The sequence below is a fragment of the Myxococcus sp. CA033 genome, assembly GCF_013336625.1.
Lineage (GTDB): Bacteria > Myxococcota > Myxococcia > Myxococcales > Myxococcaceae > Myxococcus > Myxococcus llanfairpwllgwyngyllgogerychwyrndrobwllllantysiliogogogochensis.
On sequence record NZ_JABUMU010000002.1, the window covers coordinates 1,014,383 to 1,031,030 of the forward strand.

Annotated in this window: 12 protein-coding genes; 2 read left to right on the plus strand and 10 right to left on the minus strand. The window is 72.3% G+C overall.

All coding sequences use genetic code 11. The annotated features are described in order from the left end of the window. Positions 1-48: 48 nt before the first annotated feature. Positions 49-1,833, plus strand: a complete 1,785-nt coding sequence (locus HUA78_RS09995; RefSeq protein ID WP_174476155.1) for a monovalent cation:proton antiporter-2 (CPA2) family protein — start codon at positions 49-51, stop codon at positions 1,831-1,833. Positions 1,834-2,345: 512 nt separating this feature from the next. Continuing rightward, a complete protein-coding gene (locus tag HUA78_RS10000; protein ID WP_174460720.1) occupies positions 2,346-3,866 on the plus strand; it encodes an ATP-binding protein in 1,521 nt (506 codons plus the stop codon). Here HUA78_RS10000 and HUA78_RS10005 read toward each other — a convergent pair. The 10 genes from HUA78_RS10005 to HUA78_RS10050 form a co-directional block, all read right to left on the minus strand. After that, positions 3,827-4,222 carry a response regulator gene (locus tag HUA78_RS10005; protein WP_174453911.1) on the minus strand — a complete coding sequence of 132 codons (396 nt, stop codon included), beginning with the start codon at positions 4,220-4,222 and terminating at the stop codon, positions 3,827-3,829. The genes HUA78_RS10000 and HUA78_RS10005 overlap by 40 nt on opposite strands. Positions 4,223-4,249: 27 nt before the next feature. Next, a complete protein-coding gene (locus HUA78_RS10010; protein ID WP_141649423.1) occupies positions 4,250-5,371 on the minus strand; it encodes a PilZ domain-containing protein in 1,122 nt (373 codons plus the stop codon). A gap of 160 nt (positions 5,372-5,531) precedes the next feature. Beyond that, complete coding sequence (locus HUA78_RS10015; protein WP_174460718.1) at positions 5,532-6,497, minus strand: fatty acid desaturase; 966 nt, start codon at positions 6,495-6,497, stop codon at positions 5,532-5,534. Between the two features lie 126 nt (positions 6,498-6,623). Further along, positions 6,624-7,673, minus strand: a complete 1,050-nt coding sequence (gene cheB, locus HUA78_RS10020) for a chemotaxis-specific protein-glutamate methyltransferase CheB (RefSeq protein WP_174476156.1) — start codon at positions 7,671-7,673, stop codon at positions 6,624-6,626. Next, positions 7,670-8,491, minus strand: coding sequence for a protein-glutamate O-methyltransferase CheR (locus tag HUA78_RS10025; protein ID WP_141649346.1), 822 nt, complete (start codon positions 8,489-8,491; stop codon positions 7,670-7,672). The genes cheB and HUA78_RS10025 overlap by 4 nt, the downstream gene beginning before the upstream one ends. A gap of 10 nt (positions 8,492-8,501) precedes the next feature. Beyond that, positions 8,502-10,877, minus strand: coding sequence for a HEAT repeat domain-containing protein (locus HUA78_RS10030; protein WP_174476157.1), 2,376 nt, complete (start codon positions 10,875-10,877; stop codon positions 8,502-8,504). Next, a complete protein-coding gene (locus tag HUA78_RS10035) occupies positions 10,874-13,432 on the minus strand; it encodes a methyl-accepting chemotaxis protein (RefSeq protein WP_174460716.1) in 2,559 nt (852 codons plus the stop codon). Before HUA78_RS10035 ends, HUA78_RS10030 begins: the two co-directional genes overlap by 4 nt. Continuing rightward, complete coding sequence (locus tag HUA78_RS10040; RefSeq protein ID WP_174476158.1) at positions 13,413-13,859, minus strand: chemotaxis protein CheW; 447 nt, start codon at positions 13,857-13,859, stop codon at positions 13,413-13,415. The genes HUA78_RS10035 and HUA78_RS10040 overlap by 20 nt, the downstream gene beginning before the upstream one ends. After that, positions 13,856-15,901, minus strand: a complete 2,046-nt coding sequence (locus HUA78_RS10045) for a chemotaxis protein CheA (RefSeq protein WP_174453904.1) — start codon at positions 15,899-15,901, stop codon at positions 13,856-13,858. The genes HUA78_RS10040 and HUA78_RS10045 overlap by 4 nt, the downstream gene beginning before the upstream one ends. After that, the gene (locus tag HUA78_RS10050; protein WP_141643167.1) at positions 15,898-16,275 is read right to left on the minus strand and encodes a response regulator; all 378 of its coding nucleotides are present in this window, start codon (positions 16,273-16,275) and stop codon (positions 15,898-15,900) included. The genes HUA78_RS10045 and HUA78_RS10050 overlap by 4 nt, the downstream gene beginning before the upstream one ends. Positions 16,276-16,648 lie beyond the last annotated feature (373 nt).

Genomic DNA, 16,648 nt, shown 5'->3' on the forward strand with positions numbered 1-16,648 from the left:
CAGGGGCTGTGATTGCCCGGCATGGGCGTCCGTGCGAGGAAGCGGGGCATGTCCTTCCTGCATCAGGCGCTGGTGTTCCTCGGCGCCGCGGTGGTGTCCGTTCCGCTGTTCAAGCGGCTCGGTCTGGGCTCGGTGCTCGGCTACCTGGTGGCCGGCGCCGTCATCGGCCCCTCCGGCGCGCAGCTCATCGGCGACGTGAAGAACGTGCTCCACTTCTCCGAGCTGGGCGTCGTGCTCCTCCTGTTCGTCATCGGCCTGGAGCTGCAGCCCTCACGCCTGTGGAACCTGCGCCACTCCGTCTTCGGCATGGGCGGCGCCCAGGTGCTCATCACCGGCTCCCTGCTCGCCGCCGCGTGCTTCCTCTTCGGACTGCCCGCCGCCGCCGCCATCATCGCCGGCTTCGGCCTCTCCCTCTCCTCCACCGCCTTCGCGCTCCAGCTGCTCGCCGAACGCAACCAGCTCACCACCGGCTACGGGCGGCTCGCCTTCGGCATCCTCCTGTTCCAGGACCTGGCCGTCATTCCCCTCCTGGCCCTGCTGCCCCTGCTCGGCCACACCGACGCCACCTCCGTCGAGCCCGGCTGGCATACCGGCCTCAAGGTCGTCGCCGTCCTCGTCGGCGTCGTGCTCTCCGGCCGCTTCCTGCTGCGCCCCCTCTTCCGCGCCGTCGCGTCGTTCCACAGCCAGGAGCTCTTCACCGCCACCGCCCTGCTCGTCGTCGTCGGCACCGCCGCCCTCCTCAACGCCGTGGGCCTCTCCATGGCGCTGGGCGCCTTCCTCGCCGGCGTGCTCCTGTCCGAGTCCGAGTACCGCCACGAGCTCGAGGCCGACATCGAGCCCTTCAAGGGCCTGTTGCTCGGCCTGTTCTTCATCGCCGTGGGCATGAGCGTGAACCTGGGCCTCATCACCGAGCGCCCCGGCCTCATCGCTGGCCTCGTCGTAGGCCTCGTCGCCATCAAGGGCGCCGTGCTCTACGGACTGGGACGCTTCAACCTCAAGGAGAACGAGCCGGCGCTCAGCCTGGGCGTGGTCATCTCCCAGGGCGGTGAGTTCGCCTTCGTCCTCTTCGCCCTCGCCGTGTCCTTCCACGTCATGTCCACGGAGCTGGCGGACCTGCTCGTCGTCGTCGTGGGCCTGTCCATGGCCACCACGCCGCTGCTCTACGCCGCCTATGAGCGCTGGGGCCGTCCCCGCTTCCAGAAGAAGGCCCAGGCCCGCGAGTACGACGTGGCGCCCGAGGAGGACCACCCCGTCATCATCGCCGGCTTCGGCCGCGTGGGTCAGGTCGTCGGCCGCCTGCTGCGCGCCAAGCGCATCACCTTCACCGCCATTGACGCCAGCCCCGAGCACATCGACTTCATGAAGCGCTTCGGCAGCCAGGTCTTCTACGGCGATGCCTCCCGGCTGGACCTGCTGCGCGCCGCCCGCGCCGACAAGGCCCGCGTCTTCGTGCTCGCCATCGACGACGTCGAGGCCTCCATGCGCACCGCCAAGACAGTGAAGGAGCACTTCCCCCACCTCACCATCTTCGCCCGCGCACGCAACCGCGTGCATGCGTACCGGCTGCTCGATTTGGGCATCGAACACGTGATGCGCGAGACGTTCGCCGGCAGCGTGGAGATGGGCGGCGACATCCTCCAGACGATGGGCCTCACCTTCTCCGAGAGCCACCGCGTCATGGAGCGCCTGAGAGACCACGACGAGAAGCTCCTGCGCGAGACGGCCCTCTTCCACCGCGACGAGCAGAAGCTCGTGGAGGCCGCCGCGCGCGCTCGCAAGGAGCTGGAGAGCCTGTTCGAGCAGGACGACGCCGAGGCGAAGAAGTCCGCATGAGCGCCGAGCCCCGGGCAGGCCGACCTCCCGGGTCTTCAAGACTCAAGCTAAAAACAGCACATCCCAGGTCGGCTCGATTTTCCAGGCTATCTGAACCCGCATTCACCCGGGGCGCATTCATCCGTTCGAGTTGCAGCGAAGCCGCACGAGACGCCCGTTCCGAGCCCCCTCCATGCCCTGGAAGGCGCCGAGCGAGGGGGGGACCCCCACCGGCTGCTCGCGGGAGACGGCGAGCGGAGTATGGTTCTCCCCGGATGCGCCCCCGCCTCACCGCAACCCTCATCCTCGCCCCCTTCCGTGCATCGGCCCACGCGGAAGCTCGAGGCGCCTTCGCGCCAGTGGCGCCCTTCGTCCCCATCCGGGCGAGAGGCGACGCGCCGCGACGGCTTCGTGTACCGGGCGTTCCCCCCTGGGCACCGGAGAACGCGCCGGACAGGCCTCCCACCGGCTGACGGCCCACCCCGCTCCGCTCATCCCCTGGACCCTGGCCCCCCCGCGAAACCCGACGACGCATGCCCCCCACCCCCGCCAAGAAGCGCCAGCGTCCCCCGGCCCCGCCCGCGAAATCCGAGGCGTCCGGCGTACCGCTCCATGCGCTCCTGGAGGGCCTGCCGGACGCCTTCTTCACGCTCGACGCGGCCTGGCGCTTCACCTACGTCAGCCCGCGCATGGCGGAGCTGCTGGACGGCGTCGCCGGGCCCGGAGACGACGTGCGCCGCGCGTGCCCCGGCCTCTTGAAGCTGCGCGACCACCTGCGCTTCGAGCAGCCCGCCACCCAGCAGGCCGCCACGCGCTTCGAGCACGAGTGGCCGGACCGGGAGCTGTGCTTCGACGTGCGCGCGCGCGCGGTGCCCGGGGGCCTGCTGGTGCACTGCCGCGACATCACCGGAGAGCACCGGGTGCGCGAGGAGCTGCGGCGCGCCAGCGAGGTGTTCCGCGCCATCCACGAGGGCACGACGGACGCCGTCTACACGAAGGATTTGGAGGGCCGCTACCAGCTCATCAACAACGCGGGCGCGCGCGCGGTGGGCTACGAAATCTCGCAGATGGTGGGCCGCACGGACCACGAGCTGTTCGCGCCCGAAGTGGCGCGCGTCAACGCCGCCAACGACAGGGAGGTGCTCGCCTTCGGCCGCACCGTCACCTACGAGGACGGGCAGCCGGGCGTCGAGGGCCCTCGCGTGTGGCTGTCCACCAAGGGCGTGCTGCGCGACGCGGACGGCAAGGTGGTGGGGCTGTTCGGCATCAGCCGCGACATCACCCAGCGCAAGTGGGCGGAAGAGGAGGCGCGCCGGCACTCCGAGTTCCAGGAGCAGCTGATGGGCATCGTCAGCCACGACATCCGCAGCCCGCTGGGCGCCATCATGAACTGGTCGCGCGTCATGGCGGAGTCCGGCACGGCCGAGGACGCCCGGCGCACCAGCCAGCGCATCGCCACCGCGGCGGTGCGCATTGAACGGCTCACCCGCCTGCTCCTGGACTTCACGCGCACGCGGCTGATGGGTGGCGTGGCGATTGAGCCCCGGCCGGTGGACCTCAAGGACCTGGTGGAGCGCGTGGCCCACGAGTTCCGCGTGGCCTATCCCGAGCGCGTCATCGAGGTGGAGCACAAGGGCAACACGCAGGGCATGTGGGACCCGGACCGGCTGGGCCAGGTGGCCTCGAATCTCCTGGAGAACGCGCTCAAGTTCGGCCCCGCGGACACCCCCGTGAAGCTGGTGGCGCGCGTGGCGCGGGCCAACAAGCTGGTGCTGGAGGTCCACAACGGCGGGCGCCCCATCCCCGCGCACCTGTTGCCCCACCTCTTCGAGCCCTTCCGCAGCGGCCCGCAGACGACGCGCACGCTGAAGATGAGCTACGGCCTGGGCCTCTACATCGTCCGGGAAATCGTCCAGGCGCACGGCGGCGGCATCGAGGTCAGCTCCACCGAGGAAGAGGGCACGACGTTCATGGTGACGCTGCCCCGCCGCTCGCTGCCCGCGCGGCCTCCCGGTCAAATCCCCCCGCGCGTGCCCCGCTCCGAGCCCAAGTAGCGATTCAAGAGCGCCGCCAGCTCCGAGCCCGCGAAGGGCTTGGTGAGGTAGTCGGTGCAGCCGCTCTCGAAGCCCGCCTGCACGCAGTCCGGCTCCATGCGCGTGCTGCACAGGATGATGGGCGTGTGGCGGGTGGGCTCGCGCCCGCGCAGCGCCCGGCACGTCTCCAGGCCGTCCAGGTTCGGCATCAGGATGTCGAGCACGACGAGGTCCGGCGCCTCGTCCCGCACGCGCTCCAGCGCCTCCAGCCCGTCGCGGGCGATGAGCGTTTCGAAGCCACGCTCCACCATCATCATCTGGTGCAGCATCAGCACCGTGTGCGAGTCATCGACGAGGAGGACCTTCTTGCGTCGCATGGCGAAGCGCCTCCCGGGCCCGCGCCTTCAGGGCGAGGCCGTGGCCTGACAGAGCTGGCGCAGGTGCATCAAGCGCGGCGGGCCCATGCCCATGAACCGCACACCCATGCCATGGGGACAACACAGCCCGTCGCGCGGCGCGAAGGGGTTGGCCCACGCCACCACGCCGTGGGATTCCAGCCGCTCGCCCGTGGTGGGCAGGTGGATGCGCAACGTCACCGCCGCCCCAGGCCGCGCCGGCACCAGCGTGCGCACGAAGAGGCCACCCGGGCTCAGCGCGAAGGACACGCCCGACGTCCAGGCCAGCCCCTGGGGCCCTCCCTCGCCGAACTCCACCGGGCAGCAGAAGGGCACCCGCTCCTCCACCCGCAGCGACGCGCCCTCGCGCCCCAGCATCGCGTGGATGCGCGGCAGCAGCGTCGCCGCGCGCCCGCTCTCCGCGGGCGTCACCGTCAGCGAGGGCACGCCCTCCAGCAACGCGCGAGCGGCCGTGCCCGAGCGCGCCCACACCCCGCCCCGGGCCCCATCACCGACGGCGATGAGCAGGTGGGGGGCGGAGCCGTGCTCCTCCACCCGCGCTGCGGCGCCCTCCACCGTGGCGCTGTACAGCAGGTGGTGGCCACTGACTTCCAGGAGCGAGCCCAGCCCCGCCCACGTGCGCGCGCCTCCCGCGCCTCCGGCGAGCAGCACCACGCGCGGGCTGTAGCGTTCGCTCGTGACAGGCGGGGGACGGGCGCCCAGAAGCGTGGCCAGCCGCGCGCGCACCGCCGCCTCGCCCACCGGCGCCAGCAGGCAGTCCTCCACGCCCTCCGCGTCCGCGGCCTCCAGCACCTCGGCGGGCGTCTCCGGCTCCGCCACCAGCACCACCGGCGCACCGGACGCACCCACGCGGGACTTGAGGCCGCCCAGTCCTCCGGGGCCGCGCTCGCTCACCTGGCGCCAGTGCACCAGCACCAACCGGGGCCGCGCTCGCGACAGCTCCAGGCTCACCGCGCCAGGCGCCGAGGCCTGCACCGGCTCACAGCCCAGTGCCCGGGCCGCGCGCGACAGTGCCAGCCACGCCTCCCCGGCCACGCCGACCCACAGCACCCTGGGCGAGGGCGGCGCCTCGAGGGTCGTTGGACGGACTGGGCCTGGGGCCATCCTCATGTGGTGCCTCCATGTCCGCATCCCCCCCAGCCCGCCCGTACCTCTGACCGCGAGATACGAGAATCAGCCACATGGCGAATACTCCCCCTGGTCAGATTCCAGGGAGAGATGGGAAATACAGGACAGAGACACCCACACGAGGCCCGCGTGTGCGGGTGCGTCAGACGCGAGCGACGTTGACGCCCGAGTCGACGGCCTGCAGCTCGTCGCCGAAGGACACGTCGACGGTGCCGCCCGCGGGCGGGTCATACGGGGCGCGGCCCACCTGCTTGGTGCCAAAGCGGGGGAAGATGGGCGCCAGCACGTAGGAGCGGAAGCACCAGCCGAAGAAGCTGACGGGCTTGAGCTCCGGGTCGATGTCCGCCGCGATTTTGGCGTGCGCCTCCGGCAGGAGGCTCCAGTGCAGGCCCGGCGTCTCGTGGTGGACGGCGTGCAGGCCGTTGTTGAAGAGGAAGAAGTTGATGAGGCGGCCGGTGAAGCTGCGGCTGTGGTCGTGCTCGCTCCAGGGGTCCGAGTGGACGTGCTGGATGTAGTTGAAGAACATGATGGTCCACAGCGAGAAGAAGGCCGGAATCAGGAACGCGAAGGCCCAGATGCGCAGGCCGCCCGCCACGCCGTGCATATAAATGGCCAGCGCGACGAGCGCCGCGTGCGTGCCGCCCCAGACGATGTACTGGAGGACGATTTGCCGGAACAGGGCGCGGTTGCGCGTGCGCGCCTTCTCGATGAAGGCCTTCGTCGGCTCCTGCTGCCAGTACGTGGAGACGAAGGGGAACAGGAAGGCGACGAGGAAGTTGTGCTTCTTCGAGTAGCGCCAGGTGATGGTGGCGTCGCCCGCCTTGTTCACGAACTTGTGGTGGTTGAGGTTGTGCGTCGGAATCCACACGAAGGTGGGGTAGCCGTAGAACAACGACAGCCACATGCCCATCGCCTCGTTCATCTTCCGGTTGCGGAAGGTGGGGCTGTGGTTGTGGTTGTGGGCGATGACGCCCGCGGACAGCGCCAGGTAGCACGCGAGCGGGCACAGATAGGGGATGAGCGCGGGGGCCGCGTACATCGAGAGGGCCACCACGGGCATCGCCAGGCACCAGAGGAGGGTGCGGATGTCGGCGCTGTAACGGAGCATGGCCGGCAGTCTGCCTTACGCGTCCGTGCAGAACCAAAACTATCGCTCCCCTCCAGGGCAAGGCTGCCTGCTTCCTCACCATGTAGGGGTGCGGGCGACGGACACCCCACCCGTTTTTTCCCGAAGTCAGCGGAGCTGAGTGAGCAGCAACGCCACCATTCCCTCCAGGGGCGCACTGGCGGTGGCGAGGCCCGCTTCGTCCACGGCGCGAGGCATGCCGTAGACGACACAGGAGGACTCGGACTCGGTGAGGATGGAGCCGCCCGCCGCGCGGATGGCGCGCGCGCCCTCCCGTCCGTCGTCGCCCATGCCGGTGAGCACCAGCCCCACCGTGTCACGGCCCCACGTGCGGGCCGCGCTCTCGAAGAGGACGTCCACGGAGGGGTGATGCGGCATCTGCACCGGGTGCCGGTCCACGCGACCCACGGTGAGCGCGCCGTGCCGCTCGATTTTGAGGTGCTGGCCCGCACGCGCGAGCACGACGCGGCCGGGGCGCATCTCCATCCCGTCCTCCGCCTCGCGCACCTCCAGCGCGCACAGCGAGTCCAGCCGGCGGGCGACCGCCTCCGTGTACCCCGGGGGGATGTGCAGCGCGAGCGCCATGGGCGCGGGGAAGTCCGCCGGCAGCGCCGACAACAGCCGCGTGAGGGCCTGGGGACCGCCGGTGGACGTGCCCACCACCACCAGGTTGCGCGCCGGCCCGAACACCTCCGCCGGAGAAGTCGAAGCAGCCGTGGCCTGAGCCACCCCACGCGGCGGGTGCGGCACGGCGCGAGCGGCGATGCGCACCTTCTCCACCAGCTCCGCTCCCAGCTCGTAGAGCCGGTCCGTGGCGAGCGCGGAGGGCTTGTGCACCAGCTCCACCGCGCCGGCCTGGAGGGCGGACACCGCCAGCTCGCTCTCCTCGCCCGCGCTGCTGACCACGACGACGCGGGGAGCGGCCGGCATGGAGTCCAGGGCGCGCAGCACACCGAGCCCGTCCAGCCCTGGCATGACCAGGTCCAGCGTGAGGACGTCGGGCTTGAGCTCCGCCACCTTCTCCAGCGCGTCCAGACCGTCGCGCGCGGTGTCCACCACTTCGATGCCCTGCGCGTTGGAGAGCACCTGGCGCAGCACCTTGCGCGCGAAGGCCGAGTCGTCCACCACCAGGACGCGAACAGGAGTCACGGCCGTCATGCGCCCGCCTTGCCATAGAAGAATACGCCGCGCCGCTCCTCACAGGAGAGCGCGGTGCCGAAGCGCAGCAGCGACTCGGAGGTGCCCACCACCAACTGGCCTCCGGGCTTCAGCGCCTGGGTGAGCGACGCCACCACCCGGCGCGCCGTCTCATCCTGGAAGTAGATGAGGACATTGCGGCAGAGGATGGCGTCGAACTGGCCCAGCTTCGCCACCGCCCCCTCGTCCACCAGGTTGATGCGGCGCCACTCCACCGCGTCCACCAGCTCCTGCTTCGGCCGGGCCCGTCCGTCCACCTGCTCCAGCCAGCGCCCCTCCACTCCGGGCGGCAGCGCGCGCATGGAGCGCAGGTTGTGCTCGCCGGTGCGAGCGCGCTCCAGCGCCCGGGTGCTCAAGTCACTGGCCAGCAGCTCCACACCGGAGAGCACACCCCGGTCCGCCAGCATCATCGCCAGCGTCAAGGGCTCCTCGCCGGTGGAGCAGGCCGCGCACCACACGCGGGGCTTCTGGCCGGCGCGCACCCTGGGCAGGAGCACGTCCTCCACCAGCACCGACAACGGCTGCGCCTCCCGGAAGAAATACGTCTCGTGCACGAGCAGCGAGTCCACGAGGGAATCCAACGCGGCCGAGCCCGCCGGGTCGTACCGGAGGAAGTAGTAGTAGTCGAGCAGCGAGTCGAAGCCCGCTTCCTGCGCCCGGTCCGACACCTTGTCGGACAACAGCTCGCGGTCCTCCGCCGCATAGTGCAACCCCGCGCGCTGCTCGATGAGCGCGGTGAGGATGGCGAAGACCTGGGGGGACATCGGCAGGGAAGGCATGACGTCCTTGTCACTTCCCCAGGGCCACGAGGCAGGCCCGCCGGACTTCAGGGTCCTCGTCGCGCAGGGAGGCGCGCTCCAGCGCGTCGCGTGCCTCCAGGGTTCCCAGCGCGCCCACGGCGGGCACGACGGCGCGGCGGGCCGCGGCGCTGGAGGTCTCCAACGCCTGCACCAGCGCGGCGCGTGCGTCCGCCCGGCGCATGCGCGCCAGGGCCGCGACCAGCAGGGGCGCGGTCACCTCGTCCGCCACGTCCAGCGCCGCGAGCAGGCCGGGCAGCCGCCCCTCCATGGGCAGCGCCAGCGCGCTCACCACCCGCTCGCGCACCGTCAGGTCCCCCAGGAGCGACACCAGGGCCTGGGTGGCGGGAACACCTGGGCGCGTGGCGAGGAACCCCACCGCCGCGCTGCGCACGCTGTCATCCCTGTCACTGGCCGCATGCAACAGCGCGGGCAGCGTCTCCGGCGCCTCGTACTCGGCCACGGCGGACAGCGCGACCAGGCGCGTGGCGGCATCCTCCGACGAGGAGGCCTCCAGCAACACCGGCAGCGCGTCCTGGCGCCGGGCCACGCCCAGCCCCAGCAGCGCCGCGCGCCGCACGTCCGCGTCGGTGCTGGCCGCGGCGCGGCGCAGCGCCGTCATCGCGCTCTCCGTGTGCATGTGCGCCAGCGCGTCCACCACCGCCACACGCACCTGCCCCGCGTCGTCGTCCGCCAGCGCGACAATCGCATCCGCGGCGGCTTCCTCGTTCAGCTTCCCCAGGGACTGGCACGCGTAGTAGCGCACCCACGCGTCCCTGTCGTTGAGGCCGCCGAGCAGCGTGGAGGTGATGCGGGCCTCCTTCTCCGTCTGCCCCAGCGCGCGCATGGCCGCGGCGCGCGTGCGCTCCGATTCGTGGGTGGCCGCCGCCAGCAGCGCGTCCACCGCGCGCGGGTCCTCGATGAAGGGCAGGCCGAAGATGGCCGCGTCGCGCAGCCGCTCGTCCGAGTCGCGCATCGCGGACAGCAGCACCTCCAGCCCTCGGGGATAACCGAAGTAGGAGATGATTCGCAGCGCCGCGCGGCGCAGGCGGGGGTCCGCGGAGCGCGCCGCGTGGAGCGCCAGCGTCTCCGTCTGCTCGCTGCCCAGCGACTGGATGGCGCCCGTGGCGGCCTGCACCACGCGCGCGTCGTCATCCATCAGGCGCTGGAAGAGCACGGGCACCGCGGACGTGTCACCGATGCGCGACAGGGTGTCCGCCGCCAGCGCGCGCACGGACGCCTCCCGGTCCTCCAGACACGCCATCACCTCCGGCACCGCCGACGCGCGGCGCCCCACCAGGGGCAGCAGCACCCTGCGCCGGGCGCTGTCTCCGTCCTGGAGCGCCTGCAGAATCTGCTCGTCCGCGTCCGCCCCCAGCTCCGCCAGGGCGCTCGCCGCCGAGCGCGCCACCGACGGGTCCGGTCCGTCCAACAGCCGCAGCAGTCCCGCCGCGGCGTCCTGCCCTCCCACCCAACCCAGCAGTCGCGCCAGCGCGGCCCGCTCCGCGGAGTCCGCGCTGGTGATGGCCTGCGCCAGCCTGCGGCCCAGCATGGACAGGTCCGGACCGGGACCGGAGCGCAGCGCGGCCTGCACCGCGCGCGCGCCGCCAAAGCGCTGCACCTGCGCCTCGTGGATGTCCACCAGCGCCACCGCCGCCACGCGCACCAGCGCGTCGTTGCCCCGGCGCAGCAGGCTCACCAGCGCGGGCACCGCCGCGTCCTGGCCGGTGCGGCCCAGCGCGCGCGCCGACTCCAGCGCGTAGAAGGGGTCCGCCAGGAGCCCCAGGAGCGCGGGCACCACCGACGGGTCCCCACACCGGCCCAGCACGTCGATGGCGGGGAAGATGCGGAAGAAGTTGCCACTGCCCAGCGCCGCCAGCAGCGCGTCCACTGCCGCGCCGCCGCCAATGCGGCCCAGCGCCTCGATGGCCGCCACCGCGACGTTGTCGTCCGGATGCACGGTGAGCCGCGCCAGGAGCGGCACCGAACGCCGACTGCGCCGCCGCCCCAGCACCTGCGCGGCGTCACAGACGATGGGCGCGGACGGGCTGTCCGCCAGACCCTCCAGGGACTCCTCCACCGCGCCCGTGGACGCCACCAGCGCCTCCACCGCGGCCGCCAGGCGCGCCTCGTTGTCGCGGCGGTGGCGCAGCACGTCGCACAGCGGAGGCACCGCCGGGGTGCCCAGCCGCGCGAGCGCCGCCACGACGGCGCGGCGCACCGCCCAGCTCGACGTGTCCAGTCCGGCCACCAGCCTCTCCAGGCTGCCGGCGCCCCCTCGGGCCAGCTGCTCCACCTCCTCCACCCGCGCCCTGTCCTCCGCGGACAGGAAGAGGGGGGAGCCCGTCACGGAAGTCGATTCCGTCATGTCTGTCGCTCCCTGGAGCGCGAGCCCCCCGCCTCGGGAGCCTGCGGGGTGCTACCACTCCCCAGCACGCTGCCCAGGCGCTCCAGGCTCTCCACCTGCTCGGCTTGGAGTCGCGACAGGTGCGTCAGTCGTCCCGCCACCTCACGCACTTCTCCCGCGGTGGCCGACGACGCGCGGACCTGCTGCGCGGTGGTGGTGGTGATTTCCCGCGCCCTCACCCGCATCTCCTCCACGCCCTTCACCAGGCCCTCCATCACCTGCGTGGCATCGCCGCTGGCGCGCGCCACCGCGGCGGTGCCCGTGGCCTGCCGCTGCGCGGAAGCAGCGAGCCCCGTCAGCACCTCCGACTGCTCGTCCAGCGCGCGCGCCGTGCCCTTCGCCACCCGCCGCACCTCGTCCGCGCCCTTCACCAGCGCGACGAGCGCCTGGGCCTGCTCGTCGGTGGCGCGCGTCACGGACGACGCCAGCTTCGCCACCTGGCGGCTGGCCGTCTCGCCCTGCTTGAGCGCGCGCGCCTGCTCCGCCATGCCGCGCGCGGACTGGGCCACTTCCTTGCGCGTATCCTCCATGGCGCGCGTCACCTCCGCCGCCGCCTTGGCCTGCTCGGCCAGCCCCGCCAGGGTGCGCTGGGTGGTGCTCGCCAGGTCCTGGGCCACCTGCGCCATCCCCGTCACCTCCTTGCTCTGCGTGCCCACGACGGCGCTGACGCCCTGCACCAGCTGGCGCATCTGCGCGGCGCCCTTGGACAGGTCCGCCGCCGCGGCCGCCTGCTCCTGCACCGCGCGGGACACCTTCTGGGCGACCTCCGCCAGCTGCCCGTTGGAGCGCACCACGTCGCGCAGCGCGCGGGCCTGGTCCGCGGTGGCCTGCGTCGTCTGCCGGGCCATGCGCCGCATCTCCGTGCCGCCCTGCGCCAGCGCCTGGGCCGCCTGGGCCTGCTCCGACGCGGACGCGGCGATGACGCGGCCCTGCTCGCTCATCTTCGTGGTGCCCTGCGCCAGCGACTGCACCGCCTGCACCTGCTCGGTCGTGGCGCGGCTCACCTCGCGCACGTTCTGCCCCACGTCATCCACGCCCTTCAGGATGGTGGACAGGGCCCGCTCCGCGTCCGACGCCAGCGCCGCGCCCTCGTCCGCCGCGCGCATGCCCTCCGCGCTCGCGCTCGTCGCCTCGCGCGCCGTCGTCTGGAGGCCGCGGACAATCTTCGCCACGTCCGAGCTGGCCGCCGCCGCGCGGTCCGCCAGGGCGCGAATCTCCTCCGCCACCACCGCGAAACCACGCCCGTGCTCACCGGCGCGCGCCGCCTCGATGCTGGCGTTGAGGGACAGGAGATTCGTCCGGTCGGCGATGAGGTTGATGGTCTGGACGATGTCGCCAATCTCCTCGGCGCGCTTGCCCATCTCCTTCATGACGCCCGAGGACTCGACGATGGACTGACGGATGCGGCTGAAGCCGGCGATGGAGCGCACCACGGTGGCGCCGCCCTCGCGGGCGATGGTGCCCACCCGGTCCGAGGTGGCGCGCGCCTCCTCGCTCATCTGCGCCACCCGCCGCGTGGACACCTCCAGCTGCGCGGACGCGCTGGCGCTCGAGGACGCCAGGCCGTTGATGGACTCGGAGGCCTTGGCCACCGACTGGGCGGAGCGCGCCAGCTGTTCAATCGTCGCCGCGTTGGCATCCACCACGGCGGAGTTCTTCTCCGCGGTGGCGGCCACCTCCTCCACGCTGGCGGCCACCTCCTCCACGGTGGAGGCGGTGGAGGCCGCGTGCGTCTCCAGCACGCGCGCGCTCTCCGCCACGCCGCGCACGCTGCGCGCCAGCTCCTCCGCGGTGGACGCCGTCTCCTCCACGCCGGAGGACATGGTGGTGGCGTCCCGGGACAAGTCACTCAGGGACTTGCCCAGCCCCACCACCGCGCCCGTCACCAGCGTCACCCGCTCGCCCACGCCCTGGGCGTCGGTGGCCAGCCGGGCGATGCCCTTGGCCATCTCCTCAATCGTCGCGCCCACCTCCTCCGTGGAGGCCGCGCCCGACTGGTTGCGCGTCACCAGGTCCGCGACGGTGGAGTTCATCTCCGTCATGGACGCCAGCAACTCCTCGCTGGAGGCGGCCAGGTCCTCCGCGTTGGAGTTGACCGTCTTCACCGAGCGCGTCACCTGCTCCAGCGTGGCGGCGGTGGTGTCCGCCTCCGCGGCCAGGTGGGCTGCGTCCTTGCGCACCCCCGCCACCGACGCGCTGACCTCCTGCACGGAGCCGGCGGTGGCCTCCGCTTCCTGCTGCAGCGCGCGGGCGGAGTCGCTCACCGTGCGCTGGGAGCGCGCCAGCGTCTGCGTCGCGACGCTCGTCGCCTCGACATGGGCGGCCACCGACTCGATGGAGGCGCGCACCTGCTCGGAGGCCGCGGCCTGCTCGTTGCCGCTGGCGGCCAGCCTCGATGCGAGCGCCTCCACGTCCTGCAGGAGGGCCACGCCCTCCCGGACTCCGCGCGACAAGCGCTCGGTGAGCCCGCGCGCGTCATCCTGCCCCTGGGGGCCGTTACCGTTTTCCGTCGCCATCTGGCGCCTCCTCCCCGATGACCCGGGGGAAATCGATGAGCATCACCAGCCTCGGCCCCACCTGGGCCACGGCCTTCACGAACCCTCGCGAGCCTTCCACCACCAGCGGAGGCGGCGGCTGGAACTTCGCGGGGTCCAGCTTCAGCACCTCGCGCGCGCTGTCCACCAGCAGCCCCACCGTCCGCGTCCCCAACTGCCCCACCACCACCCGCGTGTCGAGCGAGCGCTCCAGGGCGGGAAGCCCGAAGCGCCTGCGCGCGTCCACCACGGGGATGACGCGCCCGCGCACCTGCACCAGCCCCGCGACATGCGCCGGCGCTCCGGGCACGGGCGTGGCCCCGGTGAAGGACTCCATCTGGAGGACGTCCGACGCCGGCAGCACGTACTCGGCGCCATCCACCTTGAACACCACATGCAGCACGCTCATGTCGCGCGCTCCTCTCGTCCCCCGGACCCCGGGCGGCGCGCCGCTCCCAGCGCATTCAGGTCCAGCACCAACGTGGGCTGGCCATCTCCCAGGTCCGTGGCTCCCGCCACCCCGGGCACCCGCACCAGCGGGTCCTCCAGCGGGCGCAGCACGATTTCCTGCTGACCGAGCAGCCGGTCCACACCGAACGCCACCAGCTCTCCGCGCTGTCGCACCACCAGCCCCCGAGGGGGCGTGACATCCACGGCCTGGGTGGACACGGAGCCCAACAGCCGTGCCAGGGACACCAGCGTCACCGCCTGGCCCCGCCGCTCCACCAATGCCACGCCGTGGGCGCCCGCGGGCCGCACCACCCGCGCGGCCTCCACCTCGATGAGCTCCTCCACGGAGCCCACCGCCACCGCGTAGCGCAGCCCCGCGCACTCGAAGATGATGGCGTCCAGCAGCGTAATCGTCAGGGGCACGCGCAGGTGGAAGGTGGTGCCCTCCCCCACGCGCGTCTCCAGACGCAGCTCGCCACCGAGCTGGTCCACGACGATGCGGCGGACGATGTCCATGCCCATGCCGCGTCCGCTGGTGGAGGTGACCTCCTCGCGGGTGGAGAAGCCGGGCCGACACAAGAGTTCCAGCAGGTCATCCGGACCGCGGGGAACCGGGACGCCCGCGCGCCGGGCCACGCCTTCCGCGTCCACGCCCCGCCCGTCATCGGCCACGGTGATGTCCACCCAGCCGCTGGAGTTCGCATGGCAGCCCAGGCGCACGCGACCCTCCGGGGGCTTCCCCGCGGCGCGGCGCTCCTCGGGAGACTCCAGCGCGTGGTCCACCGCGTTGCGCACCAGGTGCACGAGCGCGGGCAACATGCGGTCCGCCACCGCCTTGTCCAGCTCCGCGTCGCCCACCTCCAGCTCCAGCCGCACCGCCTTGCCCGTGGTGCGACGCAGGCCGCGCACCAGGAGCGGCAGCCGCTCCAGCACGTCCCCCACGCGCACCATGCGCAGGCGGAGGATGGCCGCGCGCATGTCTCGCAGCTGCCGTCCGTTCTCCTGGAGGATGGCGCGCAGCTCCCGCGTCGGAGCCCCGACGGCCGTCAGGTCCACCACCGCGCGCTGCAGCCGCGAGCGGTTGACGACGAGCGCCGCCAGTCGCTCCAGCGCCTCGTCCAGCCGCGACACCTCCACCCTCAAGGTACCGCTGGACCGGCGCCCCTCCTCGGGCTCCTCCTCCAGCTCCGGCTCCCGCTCCGGCACGGACGGCCCGTCCACGGCCGAGGGCGCGGGCGCGGTGGACAGCGCGCGCACCTGGGCGGGCTCTCCTCCCGCCGCCTCCTTCAGCACGGCGTCCGAGGCATCGGTGCTGAGCAGCAACACGAACGTGAGCGAGCCGCCGCCCGGCGCCGGCCCCGCCACGGGGACGACCTTGACGAGTTCCCCCAGCGCCGCCAGTCGCTCGCGCACGCTGTTGATGGTGATGCCCCGCGCGGCGCGCTCGGCACCGGGGATGAAGTCCACGCGGACCGGGCGGCGATGGCCCGCGCCCGAGGTGAGCTGCTCGCGCTCGGTGGGCGTCAGCCGGGGAGCGAGCGCCAGGGTCTCATCGAGCAGCAACGCCGAGGGCCGGGCGGTACTGGCCACCACGGGGGAGGAGACCCCCAGCGCCTCCAGTCGCTCCAGCAGTCCCGGAGGAACGGGCGAGGCGTCCTTGCCCGCGGCGAGCTGGCGCATGCGCTGCTCCACCGCGCGCAGGCCCTCCATGAGGGGCTCCACGCTGGACTCGGGAAGCCGCCCGCCCGCCTGGTCCGCCTGACGCAGGGACGTCTCCATCCAGTGGGAGATGGAGACGATGGGCTCCACGTCCACCATGGCGGACAGGCCCTTGATGGTGTGCAACGCGCGGAACAGCTCCCGCACGGACTTCGGATGGGCGGCGCCACGCCGCGCACTGGCCTCCACCGCCATCAACTGACGGTGGGCCGAGTCGAGCAGCTCCTCCACCTCCGCCAGATAGGCCGGCAGGAAGTCCGCGAGGTCCACGGAGGCCGTCAAGCCGGCTTCTCTTCCAACAGCCCCCGCGCCTCCGCGAGGATGGCATCGGGAGTGAAGGGCTTGGTCATGAAGCGGTTGGCGCCCGCGGACAGGGCCCGGGCGCGCGACGCCTCGTCCCCACGCGTCGTCACGATGATGATGGGCAGCGTGCGCAGCCGATCCTGCCCCCGCACGAACTCCACCACCTCGATGCCGCCGATGTCCGGCATGTTCAAATCCAACACCAGCAGGTCATACGGGCTCAGCGACAGGCGCTCGATGGCCTCCAGCCCGCTGGACGCGTGGGTGAAGTTCAGGCCCGGGTAGGGCCTGAGACAGGCCACCACCATGTCCCGCATCACCTTGCTGTCATCGACGACGAGCACCTCTGACATGAATTCCCCTGGCGACGAGCGCCGAACCTAGAGCGATTCCCCGGCCTGCGAAGAGAACGTCGAGCCCCCCTCCCCGCCACCTTCCACTGGAGGACAATCGTACGTTGGGACAGGGACCAGCAGTGGGAGGGCCCGGACGCTCCCCCGTGCTGACCGTGCGAGTGTCCCACACCTGCCCGCCCGCCCGGCCTCCGAATCCCAAGGCCCGGTCATCCCGCCAACCGTGTCCGCCAGGCTCCCTGAAGCGCTTCCCGGGCTTTCCCGCGCACGCTTCTCCCTCGGGGAATCCCGGGCGGCAACCGCCAAATTGAGCCCTCTGTCGCTTGCGCGCCTTGAGCCGCGAGCGATATGAGGCCGGGCACTTTTCTGACTC